Raw genomic sequence first — 19,102 nt, forward strand, 5'->3', positions numbered from 1 at the left:
CGCCCCGATCGCACCACAACCCGACGGCATCGGACATTTCACCGGCACGGCGGGGCGGGCCAGGTTCGTGGCCGCCTATCGGGACGGGATGGCGACCCTACCGGTACCCGACGAGACCCGGATCCTTACCACCACGTTCGGCCGGGTCACCGCCTACCGTTTCGGCCCGCCCGCCGCCGAACCCCTCGTGCTGCTGTCCGGGCGGCAGGCCTCTACACCCATGTGGCGAGCCAATATCGGGAGCCTCGCCGAACAGCGGACCGTCTGGTCGCTGGACAGCCTCGGCGAGCCCGGGGCCACCGCACAGACCGCGCCCATCACCGGCCCGCGGGATCAGGCCGCCTGGCTGGATCAAGCTCTCGCGCAGTTGGGGGCCGAGCGGGTCCACCTGCTCGGGGTGAGTATCGGCGGCTGGCTGGCCGCACAGACCGTCGTCTACCGGCCGGAACGGGTGGCCTCGGCGATCCTGCTCGATCCGGCCGTCACCTTCGCCCCGGTCACCTGGAAGATGATCCTGGTCTCGCTGGGCAGCATCCTGCCCGGTGTCCCGAGGGCCGTGCGGGAGTGGCTGCTGAGCTGGATCTCCGGTGGCGCGAAAGCCGACGATTCGGTCCCCGAGGCCCGGCTCATCGCATCGGGTATGCGGGATTTCGTGCAGCGCTCGGAGCAGCCGCGGCAACCGACGACCGAACAACTGCGTTCGGTCCCGGTCCCTATCCTGGTGATTCTGGCGGGCGACAGTATCATCCACAACCCCAGCCGCGCCGCGGAACGCGCCCGGCAGGTTCCGGGCGCCGAGGTCGAGGTATGGCCCGGGCACTCGCACGCGATCAACGGCGAGGCACCGGAGCGGATCGCCGCCCGCGTCCGACAGTTCCTGGCACAGCTGTAGTACCCGGGCCCGATAGGCTTCGGACATGGTGCGGGTCCGGCAGATGCACGAGTGGGCGGTGAGCGAGGAGGCGGCCGTCGCCGTCCAGCAGCGGCTGCGAGGCCTGGTGCGGATAGGTGACGAACACGGCCCGATCCGGAAGGCGGCCGGGTTGGATGTCGCCTACCGCGATCCCGATATCGCGATCGGGGTGGTCACCGTGCTGGACGTGGATTCGCTCGCCGTGCTGGATCAGGCGGTGGTCCGCGAGCGTATCGAGTTCCCCTACATTTCCGGGCTTTTCGCCTTCCGCGAGATTCCCCCGTTGACCCGCGCACTGGAATCGCTTCGGGTCGAACCGGATGTCCTGGTCTGCGACGGCCACGGCCTGGCCCACCCCCGTCGTTTCGGACTCGCGGCCCATCTGGGTGTGCTCACCGACCTGCCCAGTATCGGTGTCGCCAAGAAATCCTCCGGCGACCATGCCGATCCCGGCCCGGACCGGGGTGATTCGAGCCCGGTCACCTCCGACGGCGAGATCGTCGGCCGAGCCCTGCGTACTCAGCCGGGGGTCAAACCACTGTTCGTCTCGGTCGGGCATCGTTTCAGCCTGGACTCCGCCTGTGCGCTGGTCTTGCGCCTGGCGCCGCGCTACCGGCTGCCGGAGACCACCCGCACCGCTGACCATCTCGGCCGCATCGCCTGAACCCACGGAAGTTGCGGGTCCCGCGAACTCCACAGCGGGATAGCGGACTCGCGCACTCGCCGCGGCGAGACGCCGGAGACCGAGCGGATCCGATACCGGTGGTCGCGCCGCGCCGGCGCTCCCACGATGGACCGAGCGGGACGCGCAGCCGGAACCCGGTGCTCGTCAGACCCGTACCAGGTCGTCGGCGTGAATCACCGGGCGCTGCATACCGTCCGGCAGTTCCCGGGTGGACCGGCCGAGCACTGTCGCGAGTTCGGCGGCGTCGTATTCCACCACGCCACGGGCCACGATCGTCCGATCCGGGCCCACGAGATCCACTACGTCACCACCGTGAAAACGCCCCCGGACCCCGACGATTCCCGCCGCGAGCAGGGACCGCCGGGCACCGGCCACGGCTTCGACCGCGCCCGAGTCGATGAGGATCGCGCCGTGGCTGTCGGCGGCATGGCGTACCCAGAACCGGCGCGCCGACAACCGCACCGGGCGGGCCGCGAAAGCGGTTCCGACCGTACCGGTTCCGAGCGCTTCGGCGGCCTCGTCGGCTGCGGCGAGCAGCACCGGGACTCCGGCGTCCGCCGCCAACCGAGCCGCCGACAGTTTGGACGCCATCCCACCGGTCCCGAGCACTCCGCCGCTACCGGCGATCACCCCGTCGAGGTCGGCACTCGTCCGTACCTCGCCGATGAAATTCGCGTTTCCCTTGCGGGGGTCGCCGTCGTAGAGCCCGGCCACATCCGAGAGCAGGAACAGCGCGTCGGCACCCACCAGATGCGCCACCAGCGCGGCGAGCCGGTCGTTGTCGCCGAACCGGATCTCCTCCGTCGCGACGGTGTCGTTCTCGTTCACCACCGCGACCGCACCGAGCGACCGCAGCCGGTCGAGGGTGCGCTGTGCATTGCGATGGTGTTCCCGGCGGGCGAAATCGTCGGCGCTGAGCAGAATTTGACCGACCGTGCGGTCATAGCGCGCGAACGAGGTGCCCCAGGCATGGACGAGCGCGAGCTGCCCGACGCTGGCCGCGGCCTGTTTGGTGGCGAGATCCCGGGGACGCCTGGTCAACCCGAGCGGCGCCAGGCCCGCGCCGATCGCACCGGACGATACGACGACCACATCGGATCCGGATCGCATCCGGGCCTCGATAGCGTCGGCGAGCCGGTCCAGCCTGGCGATATCGAGTCCGCCGGACAAGCTGGTGAGGGCCGAGGAGCCGATCTTCACCACTACGCGCCGGGCCTCGGCGATCGAACGCCGGGCACTGCTGAGTTCTGCTGGAACCAGGGTCACGGCCGTGCCCCTGCTCCGCGGTTCCCCTGGTTCACCTGCCTACTCCTCGCTTTCCTCGTCCACCAGACCGCGGCGCACCCGCGATGCGTGCTTACGTTCGGCCGCGCCCACGCGGTCGGTCTGTTCGAGCCGGATATCGGTACCGCGACCGGTGGGCACCAGGTCGGTGCCGGCGGCGATCTGCGGTTCCCAGTCGAAGGTCACCTCGCCGATGGTCACCGGCGCACCCGGTTGCGCCCCGCGCCGCACCAGTTCGTCCTCGACACCCAGGCGGGCCAGGCGGTCGGCGAGATAGCCGACGGCTTCGTCGTTGTCGAACTGGGTCTGGCGGACCCAGCGCTCGGGCCGCGTACCGCGCACGATGAAACCACCCGGCTCCTCCGGATCGGCGCGCACGGTGAATCCGGAATCGTCGACCGGCACCGGACGGATCACCGGCCGCTTCGGATCGGCCTTCGGATGCGCATCACGGTAGGCCTGCACCAGTTCGGCGAGCGCGAAGGTCAATTGCCGCAAACCGGAATGCGCGACGGCCGAGATCCGGAACACCGGCCAACCGCGTTCCCGCAGCTCGGGTGTGACCAGGTCGGCGAGATCTTCGGCATCGGGTACGTCGACCTTGTTGAGGATCACCACCCGGGGCCGGTCCGCGAGATCACCGAGGCTCACATCGCCGTGCAGGGCAGGCTTGTAGGCGGCGAGTTCGGCCTCGAGAGCATCGATATCGGAGAGCGGGTCCCGGCCGGGTTCCAGGGTCGCGAGGTCGACCACATGCGCCAGTACCGCGCAGCGTTCCAGATGACGGAGGAAATCCAGGCCCAGACCGCGACCGTCACTGGCCCCGGGGATCAATCCGGGTACGTCGGCGACTGTGAAGGTCGTATCGCCCGCGTTCACGACACCGAGGTTGGGCACCAGGGTGGTGAAGGGATAGTCGGCGATTTTCGGCTTGGCGGCGGACAGCACCGAGACCAGCGACGACTTACCCGCGGACGGAAATCCGACCAGACCCACATCGGCGACGGATTTGAGCTCGAGCACCACATCGTGGGCCTCGCCTTCCTCGCCGAGCAGGGCGAATCCGGGCGCCTTCCGGGCCCGGGAGACCAGGGACGCGTTCCCCAGCCCGCCCCGGCCGCCTTTGGCGACGACGAACCGGTTACCGGCCCCCACCAGGTCCATCAGGACCTCGCCGTCGGCGTTCACGACGACGGTCCCGTCCGGGACCTTCAGCAGCAGCTCCCCGCCCTTCTTCCCGTCCCGGTTACCGCCCTCGCCGGGTTTGCCGTTGCCGGCCTTGGCGTGCGGATGGAAGTGGAAATCCAGCAATGTATGCACATTGGCATCCACCTCGAGGATCACATCCCCGCCGTTACCGCCGTTACCGCCGTCGGGGCCGCCCAGTGGTTTGAACTTCTCCCGGTGCACCGACGCACAGCCGTGCCCGCCTTTACCGGCACGGACATGAAGAACGACACGGTCGATGAACTTGGCCATGGCCGGATCATCCTCCTCAGAGGGTTGCGGGGGTGGGATGGACACCGTGTTCGGGAAGCGGGATGGACACTGCGTCGGATCGAGGCGGCGCAGCGGTGCCCGGGTGAGGCGACGGCGCCGGGGTGGAAACGCGAAAAGCGGGCCGAGGGTGTGTCACCCTGACCCGCTCGCTGTGGTGGAGTCGTCAGCCGGTCAGGCTTGGACCGGCTCCGGGACCACGATATTGACGGTCTTACGACCCCGCTTGCTGCCGAACTCGACGGCACCCGCCGAGAGCGCGAACAGGGTGTCGTCCCCGCCACGGCCGACATTGACGCCGGGGTGGAAGTGGGTGCCGCGCTGCCGCACCAAGATCTCGCCGGCCTTGACCGACTGCCCGCCGAAACGCTTCACGCCGAGCCGCTGTGCATTGGAATCGCGGCCGTTCCGGGAGCTGGATGCGCCCTTCTTATGTGCCATTGCTGATACTCCTTCAGCGCGGGACTGTGCAGCCCTGCAGGTGGTTACTTGATGCCGGTGACCTTCAGGACCGTCAGCGGCTGACGGTGACCCTGGCGCTTGTGGTAGCCGGTCTTGTTCTTGAACTTGTGGATGCGGATCTTCGGGCCCTTGGTCTGCTCGACCACCTCGGCCGATACCGCAACCTTCGCGAGCTTGTCGGCTGCGGTGGTGAGCTCGGCGCCATCGACGACGAGTACCGGCGACAGTGCCACAGAGGTGCCCGGCGCACCCTCGATCTTCTCGACCTTCACCAGGTCACCGACCGCGACCTTGTACTGCTTTCCGCCGGTCTTGACGATCGCGTACGTTGCCATCGGTCGGCTGCCCTTCTTCCTTTTAGTGCTCTGCACTCGTTCATACGGTAGTACCTCGGTTTCGCACCGGGGTCCACCGCACGACTGGTCTGATAATCCGCCGCCTCGGCCATTGGTGGCTCTCGGTATCGGGAACCGGCCACGGAACAGCACATGCTGTCGCCGGGCAGCGAGTGCCAAGATTACAGGATGCCGGTACATGCGACCAAACCGGTCCCCTTCTACGACCCGGGCGGACCGGACGCACCACCGGAACCGGGGTGACGCGGGAGTAGCGGCCGAGGTGTAGGTCCCTACACCCGCACCGGACACGCGAGTGCCCGGCCCGCATTCCGCGGACCGGGCACTCGGCGCTCGATTCAGTTCTGCTCGTCCACCGGCGGTCCGGACGGACGTCCCGCGGCCCGGCGGCGCGCCCGGCGCACCGGAACCTCGGGCTCCGGCGGATCGGCCGCGACTTCGGTGACCGGCGCGGCGGGCTGGTCGGTGGCCGCCAGTACGAATACCGCGCCCGCACTGTCCGCGGCCGGAGCCGAGGTCGAGCGGGCGACGCGACGCCGCCTGCTCCGGGTCTCCGGAACATCGTCCCCGCCGGACTCCGGCGATCCCGCAGGTTCCGATTCCGTGGCCGACGCGGGGGCGGTTTCCGCCGAGTGCGCCGAACCGTTCGCCGTGTGAGCCGGACCGTTGCGAGCCGCGGCGGGTGCGGTCTCGACAGGCGGCACCGATGCCTCGTCCGGGCCGGGTGCCGCGTCTTCGGGGGCTTCCGGTTCGGGAGCAGCCTGCCCGGCGCCGTCGCCGGCGTCCGGCTCGGCAGCAACCGGCTCGGCAGCAACCGGCTCGGCTGCGACCGGCTCGGCTGCGGCGGAGACAACCGGCTCGGTGGCTACCGACTCGGTGACCTCGGCCTCACCGGTCGCGCTGCTACCGTTCTGTTCCGCGGCCGGAGTCCGCCCGGCAGCGCCGGCCGAACGCCGGACCCTGGCCCGGCGACGACGCGGCTCGGCACCCGCCTCGGCATTCTTCGCCGCTCGAGCCGAATCAGCCGACGAGGTATCGGAGTCGGCCGCTTCGACCGTGGACTCCGCCCCGCGGGTACCGGCCCGCGACCCCTTCACCGCCGCATCCTGCTTCGATGCCTCGGCTGTGCGCTCCGTCTCGTCGGTCTCCGGATGGTGGGCGGCCATGGCCAGCGCCACCGGATGGGCGCGCCTGGCCGCTGCCTCTTCCTCCGAGAGCTCCGGCACGGCGGTCTGCTGCGGAGCGGCGGGCGCCGCGGCGGCCGGCTTGTCCCGACCACGGCGACGTCGCGAACCGGACTCGCGACCGCGGCCGGCTCCCTCGTCCGAACTCGACGGCTCCACCGGGTAGCTGTGCACCAGGAGGCCGCGCCCGTGGCAATGCTCACAGGTCGTGGAGAACGCCTCCACCAGCCCGGTTCCGAGCTTCTTACGGGTCATCTGGACCAGGCCCAGCGAGGTCACCTCGGATACCTGATGGCGGGTGCGGTCGCGGCCCAGCGCCTCGGTGAGACGACGCAGCACCAGATCGCGGTTGGACTCCAGCACCATATCGATGAAGTCGACCACGATCATGCCGCCGATATCGCGCAGCCGCATCTGGCGAACTATCTCCTCGGCCGCCTCCAGATTGTTCCTGGTGACCGTCTCCTCCAGGTTGCCGCCGCCGGAACCGGTGAACTTACCGGTGTTGACGTCGACCACCGTCATGGCTTCGGTGCGGTCGATCACCAGGGTGCCGCCCGAGGGCAGCCACACCTTGCGATCGAGGGCCTTGGCCAATTGTTCATCGATGCGGTAGGTCTCGAAGACATCGGCGCCGGCGCTCTCGTGCCGGGAGACCCGGGCGAGCAGATCCGGTGCGACTGTCCCGATGTAGTTCTCGACGGTGTTCCAGGAGCGCTCGCCCTCGATCACCAGCTTCGAGAAGTCCTCGTTGAACAGATCGCGGACGACCTTGACCAGCAGGTCCGGCTCCTCGTAGAGGGTCTTCGGCGCCCCCGACTCGTTCTCGGCGGCCGCGGCGATCTTGCGCCAGGCCGTCTGCAGCCGTTCCACGTCGCGGGTGAGTTCGGCTTCGCTCACGCCCTCGGACGCGGTGCGGATGATGACGCCCGCGTCGGCGGGGACGATATCGCGCAGGATCTCCTTGAGCCGTTTGCGCTCGGTATCGGGCAGTTTGCGGCTGATCCCGGTGGAGGTACCGCCGGGCACGTAGACGAGGAAGCGACCGGCCAGGCTGATCTGGGTGGTGAGCCGGGCGCCCTTATGACCGACCGGGTCCTTGCTCACCTGGACCAGCACCTGGGCGCCCGGTTTGAGCGCCTGTTCGATCTTGCGTTCCCTACCGCCGAGCCCGGCGGCCTCCCAGTTGACCTCGCCCGCGTAGAGCACGCCGTTGCGGCCTCGGCCGATATCGACGAACGCGGCCTCCATACTGGGCAGCACGTTCTGCACCTTGCCCAGGTAGACATTGCCCACCATGGACGCCGAACCGGTATTAGTGACGAAATGCTCGACCAGGATGTTGTCCTCGAGCACCGCGACCTGGGTGGCGGCCGGATGCCCCGGGGACTCCTTCTCACGAACGACCATCACCCGGTCCACGGCCTCGCGTCGGGCCAGGAACTCCGATTCGGTGAGGATCGGCGGCCGCCGGCGGCCGGCCTCGCGGCCATCGCGACGACGCTGCCGTTTGGCCTCGAGCCGGGTGGAACCGGTGATGCCCTGGACTTCGTCGACGGTCGCGCGAGCGCGGGTCTTGTTCCGCGGTTCCCGCTCGTGGACCACGGTATTGGGCGGATCGTCCTCGGACGATTCGCTCTCACCGGCATCTCCGGCGACTTTGCGGCGGCGCCGACGACGACGACGACGGCTGGCACCGCTCTCGGAGTCCTCCCCCGCACCACCGGAATCCTCGGACTCGGATTCGTCGCTGTCACCGGAATCGGCGGTCTCGCCGGTATCGGTGGACTGTTCGTCGGAATCGGCGCTCGCGTCGTCTTCGGAATCGGTATCGGTGTCGGCGTCGGTGTCGTCGGAATCGGACTGCTGTTCGCCCCGGCCCCGGCCGCGACCGCGCCGACCTCGACGGCGACGCCGGGGCTGATCGTCGGAATCACCCTGCTCGGAATGGTCGTCGGTATCGGTATCGGTATCGGTATCGGCGTCGGTATCCGCGCCGGATTCCGGCTCGGGTTCCGGTTCGGGCTTGCGTCGGCGGCGCGGCTGTTCGGCCGCGGCGGCATCCGGGGACAGGAACAGCGGGGCCGCGACGACAGCGGACTCGAAGACGGCAGGTTCTACCGAGGTGGGTTCCTCGCGTACCGGGCTCGCGAAGAGGTTGAAGGCGGCCGTGAAAGCGGGCAGCGGAGTCACCGGCGTGGCAGGGGCATCGGCCGCTGCCTCCGCGATCTCGGCCGACGCCGGGACAGCCCGCGCGCCGGGATCCGCTTCGGTCGCGACGTCCGCCGCAGCGGCGGAGCCCGCGGTGGCCTGCGGCTCGGCCGCTTCCGCCGCGGCGGCTGCCGGTTTCGTGTCGATGCCAGGGATTTGCCCGGAACCGGCACCCGGGGCGGGTTCCGGCTCCTCGGTCACCGGGGGATGCGTCGCGCCGCCGGTGGGCGCCGACGCAGCGCCTCCGGTGGTGTCCGCGCCCGCGGTCGTGCCGGTGGGTGCGAACAGGCCTGACTCGGCGGAGGTGAGTGCGGGGGGAGCCGTCAGTGATTCGCGCACCGACTCCGCGACGGCCCGGTCCACGCTCGATTGCGGGCTCCGGGCCTCGGTCCCGAGTTCGCTGAGTTTGGCCAGGATGCGCTTACTGGTCACGCCGAGCCGTTTGGCCAGGGCATGTACTCGAATTCGCTCCGGCAATTGATCGTCGTCCTGTGATGTTGTGTCCAGCGGCTCTTGATCGGCCACGAAGTCTCCTCGGGCCCCCGGGCGCGTTCCTCAACGAGTAACGCGGCCGTCGCGGGGACGCTTTCCGTCCGCCTCGCGCGGTTGGCGCGAGGTCAATGGTCTCGCCCCGCGTGCCCGGTTATCTCCACTATCGAACGTCGGTCGGGCTAACTGGCCACGCGGCGCCTGGCATCTGGCTGAACTCCGCGGTACGAGCCCTCGCCCATCGCGCCGGGCAGACGCAGCCCAGGAATCCGGCTGTACGTCCGCGGCAGCGATGGCGGCATCGTTCCGCAGTGTGTCATCCGGCCGCACCCACTGTGGAGCGCAACCGAGCACCAGTATCCCACACCGTGCGCCAGGTGTTCGCCATGGCGCCGCGCGAGGCACTCGCACGGGTCCGGTCGGCCCGGCGCCGGACGGTGATCAGAGCGGGAATTCGGGGAACCAGAGGGAGATTTCGCGCTTGGCGGACTCGGGCGAGTCCGATCCGTGAACCAGGTTGTACTGGGTCTCGAGACCCAGGTCACCACGGATGCTGCCGGGGACGGCCTTCTCGACCGGATCGGTACCGCCGGCCAGCTGCCGGAAGGCGGCGATGGCGCGCGGTCCCTCCAGAACGGCCGCGACGACGGGACCGGAGGTGATGAACTCGATCAGCGAACCATAGAACGGTTTCTCCGCGTGCTCGGCGTAGTGGGCGCGGGCCACTTCCTCGGTCACCTGTGTGAGCTCGAGGGCCATGATGGTGAGCCCCTTGCGCTCGATGCGGTTCAGCACTTCGCCGACGTAGCCACGGGCCACGGCGTCCGGTTTGATCAGAATCAACGTCTGCTCTGTCACGCGGTCAGCCTAGTGGGCGCCGCCGGGCCGGGCCCAACCGCAGTCCGCACACCACCACGACACAGGCGGCGGCACGCCTGACAGGCCCCATCCGGCGACCTGCCGCGCACTCGTCGCGGGGTGTCTCGGTCAGGAACCGCCGGGAGCACGCTGGCTGGGCAGGGTGCCCTCCTCCAGCCGCTTCTTCACATCCGCGCGCAGCAGCAGGATGAAGGCCCAGACCGCGAGGAAGACCACGCCGATCACCGCGATCGAGAGGTGGAACACCCCGCCGATCAACACCGGCACCTGCAATCCCAGGTTGAACGGAATCGCCCAGGAGCGGCGCTGCAGTCCGGCACCCACGATCATCACCAGCGCCAGCACCACGAGGTAGGTACCCGACAGCCAGGTGACGCCACCGGCGATATCGGCGACAACCGGCAGCGCCAGCAGCACCGTGATCGCTTCGAGCACCAAGGCGCCCGCCATCACACCCCGCAGGCCCTTCCACGGGTCGGGCGGGGCCGGGGTGGTGGTCTCGGGACCGGACGCTTCGGGCTCACTCATGCTGTTCCTTTTCGTCGGCGCCCGCCGCGGGCACCGGTCCGCGACATCACGCCGGATCCTTACCGAACAGGGCGCGCGCGGCACCGGCGGTCACCACCGACCCCGTGACCACCACACCCGCACCGGACACCATCTCCCCCGCGTCACCGACCTCCTCGGCGAGCGCGACGGCGGTTTCCAGCGCATCGGGTAGCGAATCGGCGGTGACCACGCGTTCGTCACCGAAGCGCTGGACGGCCAGGTCGGCGAGCTGGTCCACCGGCAGCGCACGCGCAGACCCGTTGGTGGTCACCACGATCTCGTCGAAGACCGGTTCGAGGGCGCCGAGGATGCCTGCGACGTCCTTATCGGCGAGGACCGCGACGACCCCGACCAGTTTGCGGAAATCGAATTCGGAGGTCAGCGTCGCGGCGAGCGCGGCGGCACCGGCCGGGTTGTGGGCGGCGTCGATGAAGAGGGTGGGTGCGTTGCGCATCCGTTCGAGACGACCGGGGCTGGTGACCTCGGCGAACCCCGTGCGAACCGCGTCGATATCCAGCTGCCGCTGCGCACCGGCACCGAAGAACGCCTCCACCGCGGCCAGTGCGAGCGCCGCGTTGTGAGCCTGATGCTCGCCGTGCAGAGGCAGGAAGATCTCGTCGTAGACCCCGCCCAGTCCCTGCAGTTCCAGCTGCTGTCCGCCCACGGCGATCCGCCGGCTCAGCACCTGGAACTCCGAGCCCGCCCGCGCCACCGCGGCGTCGACCTCGACGGCGCGGCGCAGCAGCACTTCCAATGCCTCGGGGTCCTGCTCGGCGATGATCGCGACGGTATCGGTGGGGACCAGCGATTCCGGGGCGCGTTTGATGATCCCGGCCTTCTCCTTCGCGATGGAGGTGAGGTCGGGGCCGAGATAGTCGGTGTGATCGAGACCGATGGGGGTGATGACCGCGACCTGCGCGTCGATCACATTGGTGGCGTCCCAGCTGCCGCCCATACCGGTCTCCACGACCGCCACGTCCACGGGCGTCTCCGCGAACGCCGCGTACGCCATCGCGGTCAGCACCTCGAATTTGCTCATCGCCGGGCCACCCGCGGTCGCCGACTGGGCATCGATCATCTCGATATAGGGCTGCATCTCCCGGTACAGCTCGACATAGCGGGCCGGTGAGATCGGTCGGTTGTCGATGCTGATCCGCTCGGTGGCAAGCTGCAGATGAGGGCTGGTGATCCGCCCGGTGCGGCGATGCAGCGCCGTGAGCAGCGAATCGATCATCCGGGTCACCGATGTCTTACCGTTGGTGCCCGCGATATGGATCGCCGGGAAGCCGTGCTGCGGCGATCCCAGTACATCCATCAGGGTGGAGATCCGGGTGAGCGACGGTTCGATCTTGGTTTCCGGCCAGCGCCGATCCAGCTCCGCCTCGACGAGCGCCATCTCCGCCAGTTCCACCGGCGAAGGCCCGGTACCGAGCCGGGCGCCCCCGTGCAGCGGCTCCGGCTCGGCATTGTCCCCGTGGGCGTTCACTTGCCGCTCAGCTCGGTCAGCCGGGACCCGATCCGCTCCACTTCGGCCGCGGCGACCTCGCGCCGTCCCCGGATCTTGTCCACCACCGGTTCCGGAGCCTTGGCCAGGAACGCCTCGTTGCCGAGTTTGGCCTCGGCTCCGGCCAGCTCCTTCTGCGCCACCGCCAGATCCTTCTCCAGCCGGCGACGCTCGGCCGCGAGATCCACGGTGCCCGAGGTATCGACCTCGACGGTCACCGTGGTGCCGCTCAACCGCACCTCCACCGAAGCGGTGGCCGCGAAATCCGCGCCCGGTTCGGTGAGCCGGCCCAGCGTGCTCACCTCGGGATGGAGATGCTCCAGACCGGCCGCGCCCAGGCCGAGCACCCGTGCCGCGACCTTCTGCTTATCGTTCAAACCCTGATCGCTGCGGAATCGGCGGATCTCGGTGACCAGCCGCTGCAGATCGGCGAGGCGCTGCGCGGCGCCGGTATCGGCCGGTGTCCCGGTACGCTGCGGCCACGCGGACACGACCACCGATTCCGCTTCGGTCAGCGCCTGCCACAGCGATTCGGTGACGAACGGGATCACCGGATGCAGCAGCCGCAGCACCGCGTCCAGAACCGCGCCGAGCACGACTCGGGTGGATTCGGCCCGTTCCTCGCTCTCGGCGAACTGGACCTTGGACAGTTCCAGATACCAGTCGCAGAGCTCGTCCCAGGCGAAGTGATAGAGCGCCTCACAGGCCTTACCGAACTCGTAGGCGTCGAATGCGGCGTCCACCTCGCCGAGCACCTCGTCGAGCCGGTCGATGATCCAGCGGTCGGCATCGGTCAGCGTATCCCTGGCCGGGACGGTTCCCGGGCGGGCTCCGTTCATGAGCGCGAACTTGGTCGCGTTGAACAGTTTGGTGACGAAGCTGCGCGAGGCCAGGGCGTGCGGCTCGCCGACGGACAGATCGCCGCCGGGCTGGGCACCGCGGGCGAGGGTGAAGCGCAGCGCGTCGGCACCGTAATTGTCGATCCAGTCCAGCGGGTCGATCCCGTTGCCGCGGGTCTTCGACATCTTCTTACCGAACTGGTCGCGGATCAGACCGTGCAGGAACACATCCCGGAACGGAATCTGATAACCACCGTCCTTGCCGGTGGCCAGCGCAGGATCGTCGGCGACGAAAGTGCCGAACATCATCATCCGGGCCACCCAGAAGAACAGGATGTCGTAGCCGGTGACCAGCACACTGGTCGGATAGAACTTGGCGAGTTCCGGGGTGGCGTCCGGCCAGCCCATGGTCGAGAACGGCCACAGCCCGGAGGAGAACCAGGTGTCGAGGACATCGGGGTCCTGCACCCAGCCCTCGGGGGCCTGCTCGTCGGGGCCGACGCACACGATCTCGCCCTCGGGCCCGTACCAGATGGGGATCCGGTGCCCCCACCACAGCTGCCGCGAGATACACCAGTCGTGCATATCGTCGACCCAGTCGAACCAGCGCGGTTCCTGACTCGCCGGATGGATCACGGTATCGCCGTTGCGAACCGCATCACCCGCCGCCTTCGCCAGCGACTCGACCTTCACCCACCATTGCATGGACAGCCGGGGCTCGATCGCCTCACCGCTGCGCTCCGAATGACCGACACTGTGCAGGTAGGGGCGTTTCTCCGCGACGATCCGCCCCTCGGTGGCGAGGCGTTCACGCACTTTCACCCGCGCCTCGAAGCGATCCATCCCGTCGAATTCGGTACCGGTATCGGCGATCCGGCCGCGTTCGTCCATGATCGTGGGCATGGGCAGGTTGTGCCGCAGCCCCATCTCGAAGTCGTTCGGATCGTGCGCGGGCGTGATCTTCACCGCGCCGGAACCGAATTCGGGATCGACATAGTCGTCGGCGATGATCGGGATCTGCCGCCCGGTGATCGGATGTTCGAGGGTGGTGCCGATCAGGGCCCGGTAGCGCGGGTCCTCCGGATGCACCGCGACCGCGGTGTCACCGAGCATGGTCTCCACCCGGGTGGTGGCGACCACCACATGCGGTTCGGAATCGTCGAGCGATCCGTACCGCAGGGACACCAGCTCACCCTCGACGTCCTCGTACTTGACCTCGATATCGGAGATGGCGGTACGCAGTTCCGGCGACCAGTTCACCAATCGCTCGGCCCGATAGATCAGACCGGCGTCGTAGAGGCGCTTGAAAATCGTTTGGACGGCGCGCGAAAGGCCCTCGTCCATGGTGAACCGATCCCGCGACCAGTCCACACTGTCGCCGAGTGCGCGCATCTGCCCCTGGATCGCACCGCCGGACTCGCGTTTCCAATCCCAGACCTTCTGCACGAACAGCTCGCGGCCGAAATCCTCTTTGGTCTTACCGGCCGCGGCGAGCTGCTTCTCCACCACGGTCTGGGTCGCGATACCGGCATGATCCATCCCGGGCAGCCACAGCACCTCGAAACCCTGCATACGCTTGCGGCGTGCCAGGGTGTCCATCAGCGTGTGATCGAGCGCATGGCCCATATGCAACTGGCCGGTGACATTGGGCGGCGGCAGCACGATCGAATACGCGGGCGCGGAACTGTGCGGGTCCGCCGCGAAGTAACCGGCGGCTACCCAGCGCTCGTACAGGTCGGCCTCCACCTCGCCGGGATTCCAGCTCTTGGGGAGTGCATCGGCACGATTACGCGTGTTGTCAGGGGCTGCGCTGGTCACGCCGCGATTCTAGTGCCTGGGGCGTGGCCTCCGGCGCCGCGGGGGCTGTGTTCATCGGCGCCGCGCGGTCGAACCCCATCTCCGGACCGGCGGTCCACCGCACGCGGCCGGTCACTGCGATCGGGAGCTGGTCGAGCCTGGAACGGCCGGCCGTCGTTCGGGCCCGCCACCATGTCCGGCCTGCGGAAACCTACCGGAAGAAAGCCGAAGGCGGAGCCTTCGATGGATGAGGGACACCGAAGACTCCGCCTACACCAGCCAGACTACCGCCGATCCCGGCTCACGCCCTCGATACATAAGCAATTCTCAGCTTGAGCCCCGGAATGCTCAGGTGAGGCCGGATTCGACGCGGCGGGCGGGCCGCGGTCGGACCCTGTGACCTTCAACGGACAAAGACGACAATCTTGCCGAAATCGGTCTCACTGAGGACCCTGGACGGGGTGAACCCCCCGCTCGACGCCGTCCCGTTGAACCCTGCGGAATCCATCTTCCCCGAATCGGATTCGGAAATCGTCCGCCCGCGGGCCGTCGACGATCTACGGGGCCGGGCGATTCGGGAGCTCCAGTACCCGGCGAGCGCGGCCGTGTTGTTCGCCGGAATCCCCGGTGCCGGCAAGAGCACCGCGCTGCGCCGGCTGTTCGGCTCCGACTCCGACGCCGAGCACGCGATACCGGGTCCCGACCACTCGATCGTGCTCGATTCCATCCACGCCCGGAACTCGTGGCGGCCCCGGCTGTCCTGGTTGCCCTACCCGCTGTGGCGACCGGTGGTGCACGTTGTGCACTTCGGCCGGATCTGGGTCGCATTGCGCGATCACACCGGTCCGGTCGTGATCCACGATTGCGGCACCATCGGTTTCACGCGCCGGATGCTCACGCGGTGGGCCGCACGGCACGGCCGCGAACTGCATATGGTGCTGCTCGACGTTCCGGCGACCGTCGCCCGCGCCGGGCAGTACGCGCGGGGCCGGCGGGTCGGGCGGTTGTCGTTCAACTGGCACGTGTGGCGCTGGAAACGGATTCTGCGACGGCTGGAGAGCGGTACCGGTCCACAGCCGGCACCCGCCTCGGTAGTAGTGCTGGACCGCGACGGCGTCGACCGGCTGGGGATCCGGTTCGCCGGCTGAACCCGGTGATCAGGGGGTCAGCACAGTGAGCGCCCGGGGTGCGACGCGCGCGGTCAGCGGTAGCCGGCCCGCGGGTTCGCCGTCGGCGGTGGCCGGCGCGCCGGGGGCGCTCAAACTCAGCGACTCGGCGCGGTACTGGGTCACCGCGGGATGCTCGATCCGTTTTCCGGCCGACAGGGCGGGCAGGATCCGCAGCATCTCCAGATGCGAGACCTTGCCGACGACGGTCACATCCAGCAGCCCGTCGTCGCACAGCGCATCCGGGCAGATGAGCATCCCGCCGCCGTAGGTCGTGGTGTTGCCCACCGCGACGAGCAGCGCGTCGGTGATGATGGTCTCCGCCGCCGGCCCGCTCAGTGCGATCCGGTAGGGCACGGCGATACCGTGCGCGATCTCGGCGACCGCCGCGACGGTGTACCGAGACCGGCCCCGGGGATATCGCATCCGATTGGCGCGCAGGGTGACCCGGGCGTCGAATCCGGTGCACGCCACCGTGGCGAACCACATCGGATCCTGCCCGGTGGGCTCCAACCGGCCCAGATCGATAGTGCGCACCTGCCCCAGCCGGACCAGTTCCGCGGCGCGACCGGGCTCGTCGGCGATACCCAGTTCACGCGCCAAATCGTTGCCGGTACCCGCCGGGACCAGAGCCAGCGGGACGCCCGAATGCGCCAGTGGATCCAGGATCGTATTGACCAGCCCGTCGCCGCCCACACAGACGACCGCATCGGGTGCGCCGCCGGTCACCACCTCGCGCACCTGCTCGCGGGTTCGCGCCGCGGAGGGCGCATGGATCTCGACCACCTCGACGCCCTCGCCGGAGAGCCGGTCGGCGACGGTACGGGCGGCCTCGCGCGCCCTACCCTGCCCGGAGGCGGGGTTGGTCACCACGGCGACCGTACGCACCTCCCGTGGATCCGCTGCGTTACGGCGAGTCATGGCAGCAGTTTGCCAGGGTTGAGGATCCCGGCCGGGTCGATCTCCCGTTTGACCGCGCGCAACACCCGGATCCCCAGATCGCCGATCTCGGCGGGCAACCAGGCTCGGTGGTCGGCTCCCACCGCGTGGTGGTGAGTGATGGTGGCACCGGCGGCGGCGATGGCGTCGCCGGCGGCGGTCTTCGCCGCCCGCCACTGGGCGATCGGTTCGTCGAGCAGCGTGGCGACCACGGTGAAGTAGAGCGAGGCGCCGGTCGGATAGGTATGCGATATATGGCACATCACCAGGGCCGGTGCACCCTGGGCGGTCAGCGAATCGGTGAGGGCTGTCGTCACTTTCGCCTTCAGCTCGGCCAGCCCACTCCAGGTGGTCGCGGTTTCGAGGGTTTCGCACAGCACCCCGGCATCCAGCAGCGCATCGCGCAGATAGGGCGCCGCGAATCGGCCGTGCTGCCACTCCCGGGCCGGTTCCGGACCGAGTTCGATACCACCGGCGGCGCGCAGCAGGGCCGCGGCCTCGGCGCCGCGGGCGGCGGTATGTGCGGCGGTGCCCTCGAAAGTCGTCACCGCGAGACAACCGGAAACCGATGTCTCGCCTACATTCCCGGCCCGGGCCAGATTCAGGCCGGTCTCGACTTCGTCGGACAACCGCAGCACCGTCGGCGCGGCACCCGTCTGCACGACCGCGCGCAAGGCGGCCGCCCCGGTTTCGAAATCCGGGAAGGACCAGGCCATATGGGTGGTGGTCTCGGGTACCGGATGCACTCGGACCGTGACCTCGGTGAGGACCCCGAGCGCACCCTCCGAACCGACGAACAACTCGCGCAGATCGGGACCGGCGGCCGAGGCCGGCGCCCGGCCGAGTACGACGTCACCGGTGGGGGTGGCCACCCGGATCCGCTGGACCATATCGTCGAACCGGCCGTAGCCCGCGGAGGCCTGACCCGAAGACCGGGTCGCGGCGAATCCGCCGATACTGGCGAATTCGAAACTCTGCGGGAAATGTCCGAGTGAGAGCCCGTGCCCGGCGAGCAACTCTTCGGCACGCGGTCCGGTGACACCGGCACCGAAGGTCGCGGTGCCGGATACCGGATCGCAGTCCAGCAGGGCGTCCAGCCGACGCAGGTCCAGCGCGATCACGGTGTCGAACTCGCCGCGAACCGGATCGAGCCCGCCGACCACACTGGTACCGCCGCCGAAGGGTACGACGGCGATGCCCTCGTCCGAGCAGTAGGCGAGCACGGCCGCCACCTCGCCGTGATCGGCCGGGAGGACCACCGCGTCGGGGGCGTCCTGCGGCGCGGGATCGCGGCGGCGCAGCAGGTCGGGGGTACTTTTACCACCGGCGTGCCGCAGGCGGTCGACCGATTCGGTGGAGAGGGACTCCGCGCCGACGAGCTCCGCGAGACCGGCCCGCCGGTCCGGGGACAGGACCGGCGGCCGGAGCGGCACATCGCCCTCATCGCGACGCGTCGCCGACTGCCCGGAGACCCCGAAGACCTGCGTGAGCAGGCCGCGGATCTGTTCGGGCAGCGGTTTGTGCCCGGAAGCGACACCCCAGGCGTCCCACACCATATCCGGTCGTCGCGCGCTCGACGCCGAGTTCACCACACGTTCGCCTTGCTCACTGGTCATGCGTTACAGTTTGACATGTACTGTCAAGCAGTAAGCTACATCGGAGATGAGGTCGAGCCCGTGTCCACCGGCGCAGCCACCCCGGACCCCGGCACCGTGCCGGTCGAGCAGACGATCCTCGACGCGGCCCGCGAGTGCGTCGCGGAATTCGGGGTCCGGCGCACCACGCTCACCGAGGTCGCCCGCCGAGCCGGCGTCAGCCGGCCCACCGTCTACCGGCGGTGGACCGACAGCCGCGCCCTCGTCGCCGAACTACTGGTGCGCGAACTGCGCGGAATCATCGCCGAAGCCATGCCCGCCGGTGGGCCCGCACGAGACCGGCTGGTCACCGCAGTGGTGACCGGAGCGGCCGAGGTCCGCTCGAACCCGCTGTTCGGCAAGATCTTCCGCACCGACACCGACCTGATGCTGACCTATGTGTTCGGCCGGCTGGGCCGCAACCAGCGGCAACTGCTCGACCTCTTCACCACCGGGATCCGGGAGGGTCAGGCAGACGGTTCGGTGCGACTCGGCGAACCCGACCGATTGGCCGCCATGCTGCTCTTGATCACCCAGTCCGCGGTGCAGTCGGCGGCCACAGTCGCCCATCTGCTCGACGGGCCCCTGCTCGACATCGAACTGCGACACACCCTCGACAGCTATCTCGCCCCATGACCCCACCTTCCAGGAAGGAGCAGCGCCCGGCGCACCGGTAGCGGCCGCCACCCGCGACAGTCTCCCACCGTCCCCCGG

Annotated in this window: 15 protein-coding genes; 4 read left to right on the plus strand and 11 right to left on the minus strand. The window is 69.0% G+C overall.

Annotated elements, in window-relative coordinates:
• Positions 1-88 precede the first annotated feature (88 nt).
• Both OG405_RS19740 and OG405_RS19745 read left to right on the plus strand, forming a co-directional pair.
• Positions 89-892, plus strand: coding sequence for an alpha/beta fold hydrolase (locus tag OG405_RS19740; RefSeq protein ID WP_327152416.1), 804 nt, complete (start codon positions 89-91; stop codon positions 890-892).
• A 25-nt stretch (positions 893-917) separates the two neighbouring features.
• The gene (locus tag OG405_RS19745) at positions 918-1,577 is read left to right on the plus strand and encodes an endonuclease V (RefSeq protein WP_327147954.1); all 660 of its coding nucleotides are present in this window, start codon (positions 918-920) and stop codon (positions 1,575-1,577) included.
• 165 nt (positions 1,578-1,742) lie between these two features.
• On the opposite strand, the gene proB is transcribed toward OG405_RS19745, so the two are convergent.
• From proB to OG405_RS19790, 9 genes are all read right to left on the minus strand, one after another.
• On the minus strand, positions 1,743-2,858 hold the full coding sequence (proB, locus tag OG405_RS19750; RefSeq protein ID WP_442790774.1) for a glutamate 5-kinase: 1,116 nt from the start codon (positions 2,856-2,858) through the stop codon (positions 1,743-1,745).
• Between the two features lie 45 nt (positions 2,859-2,903).
• On the minus strand, positions 2,904-4,361 hold the full coding sequence (gene obgE / locus OG405_RS19755) for a GTPase ObgE (RefSeq protein ID WP_327147956.1): 1,458 nt from the start codon (positions 4,359-4,361) through the stop codon (positions 2,904-2,906).
• 192 nt (positions 4,362-4,553) lie between these two features.
• Positions 4,554-4,820: a 50S ribosomal protein L27 gene (gene rpmA / locus OG405_RS19760; RefSeq protein WP_327147957.1), complete on the minus strand. Its 267-nt coding sequence runs from the start codon at positions 4,818-4,820 to the stop codon at positions 4,554-4,556.
• Positions 4,821-4,864: 44 nt separating this feature from the next.
• On the minus strand, positions 4,865-5,176 hold the full coding sequence (rplU, locus tag OG405_RS19765) for a 50S ribosomal protein L21 (protein ID WP_327147958.1): 312 nt from the start codon (positions 5,174-5,176) through the stop codon (positions 4,865-4,867).
• Between the two features lie 359 nt (positions 5,177-5,535).
• Positions 5,536-9,117: a translation initiation factor IF-2 N-terminal domain-containing protein gene (locus OG405_RS19770; protein WP_327147959.1), complete on the minus strand. Its 3,582-nt coding sequence runs from the start codon at positions 9,115-9,117 to the stop codon at positions 5,536-5,538.
• A 405-nt stretch (positions 9,118-9,522) separates the two neighbouring features.
• The gene (gene ndk / locus OG405_RS19775; RefSeq protein ID WP_327147960.1) at positions 9,523-9,939 is read right to left on the minus strand and encodes a nucleoside-diphosphate kinase; all 417 of its coding nucleotides are present in this window, start codon (positions 9,937-9,939) and stop codon (positions 9,523-9,525) included.
• Positions 9,940-10,068: 129 nt separating this feature from the next.
• Entirely contained in the window at positions 10,069-10,488 is a 420-nt protein-coding gene (locus OG405_RS19780) for a DUF4233 domain-containing protein (RefSeq protein WP_327147961.1), read from the minus strand.
• Positions 10,489-10,534: 46 nt separating this feature from the next.
• Positions 10,535-11,905: a bifunctional tetrahydrofolate synthase/dihydrofolate synthase gene (gene folC, locus OG405_RS19785; RefSeq protein WP_327152417.1), complete on the minus strand. Its 1,371-nt coding sequence runs from the start codon at positions 11,903-11,905 to the stop codon at positions 10,535-10,537.
• An 86-nt stretch (positions 11,906-11,991) separates the two neighbouring features.
• Entirely contained in the window at positions 11,992-14,670 is a 2,679-nt protein-coding gene (locus OG405_RS19790; protein ID WP_327147962.1) for a valine--tRNA ligase, read from the minus strand.
• 440 nt (positions 14,671-15,110) lie between these two features.
• Between OG405_RS19790 and OG405_RS19795 the strand changes: the two genes are divergently transcribed.
• Complete coding sequence (locus tag OG405_RS19795) at positions 15,111-15,797, plus strand: hypothetical protein (protein ID WP_327147963.1); 687 nt, start codon at positions 15,111-15,113, stop codon at positions 15,795-15,797.
• A gap of 9 nt (positions 15,798-15,806) precedes the next feature.
• On the opposite strand, the gene OG405_RS19800 is transcribed toward OG405_RS19795, so the two are convergent.
• Both OG405_RS19800 and OG405_RS19805 read right to left on the minus strand, forming a co-directional pair.
• A complete protein-coding gene (locus OG405_RS19800; RefSeq protein ID WP_327147964.1) occupies positions 15,807-16,736 on the minus strand; it encodes a diacylglycerol kinase family protein in 930 nt (309 codons plus the stop codon).
• Positions 16,733-18,310 (minus strand): FAD-binding oxidoreductase, encoded by a 1,578-nt coding sequence (locus tag OG405_RS19805; RefSeq protein WP_327152419.1) that lies wholly within the window; start codon positions 18,308-18,310, stop codon positions 16,733-16,735. Before OG405_RS19805 ends, OG405_RS19800 begins: the two co-directional genes overlap by 4 nt.
• Positions 18,311-18,430: 120 nt before the next feature.
• On the opposite strand from OG405_RS19805, the gene OG405_RS19810 reads away from it, so the two are divergent.
• Complete coding sequence (locus tag OG405_RS19810) at positions 18,431-19,024, plus strand: TetR/AcrR family transcriptional regulator (protein WP_327147965.1); 594 nt, start codon at positions 18,431-18,433, stop codon at positions 19,022-19,024.
• Positions 19,025-19,102: the final 78 nt, after the last annotated feature.

The sequence above is a fragment of the Nocardia sp. NBC_01329 genome (assembly GCF_035956715.1).
GTDB lineage: Bacteria > Actinomycetota > Actinomycetes > Mycobacteriales > Mycobacteriaceae > Nocardia.

Bases quoted from the DNA above. Each gene is read 5' to 3' on its own strand.
- OG405_RS19740 (WP_327152416.1), top strand. From the start codon at position 89: ATGGCGACCCTACCGGTACCCGACGAGACCCGGATCCTTACCACCACG.
- OG405_RS19745 (WP_327147954.1), top strand. From the start codon at position 918: ATGGTGCGGGTCCGGCAGATGCACGAGTGGGCGGTGAGCGAGGAGGCG.
- obgE (WP_327147956.1), bottom strand. From the start codon at position 4,361: ATGGCCAAGTTCATCGACCGTGTCGTTCTTCATGTCCGTGCCGGTAAA.
- rpmA (WP_327147957.1), bottom strand. From the start codon at position 4,820: ATGGCACATAAGAAGGGCGCATCCAGCTCCCGGAACGGCCGCGATTCC.
- rplU (WP_327147958.1), bottom strand. From the start codon at position 5,176: ATGGCAACGTACGCGATCGTCAAGACCGGCGGAAAGCAGTACAAGGTC.
- OG405_RS19780 (WP_327147961.1), bottom strand. From the start codon at position 10,488: ATGAGTGAGCCCGAAGCGTCCGGTCCCGAGACCACCACCCCGGCCCCG.
- folC (WP_327152417.1), bottom strand. From the start codon at position 11,905: ATGGCGCTCGTCGAGGCGGAGCTGGATCGGCGCTGGCCGGAAACCAAG.
- OG405_RS19800 (WP_327147964.1), bottom strand. From the start codon at position 16,736: ATGACTCGCCGTAACGCAGCGGATCCACGGGAGGTGCGTACGGTCGCC.
- OG405_RS19805 (WP_327152419.1), bottom strand. From the start codon at position 18,310: ATGGTGTGGGACGCCTGGGGTGTCGCTTCCGGGCACAAACCGCTGCCC.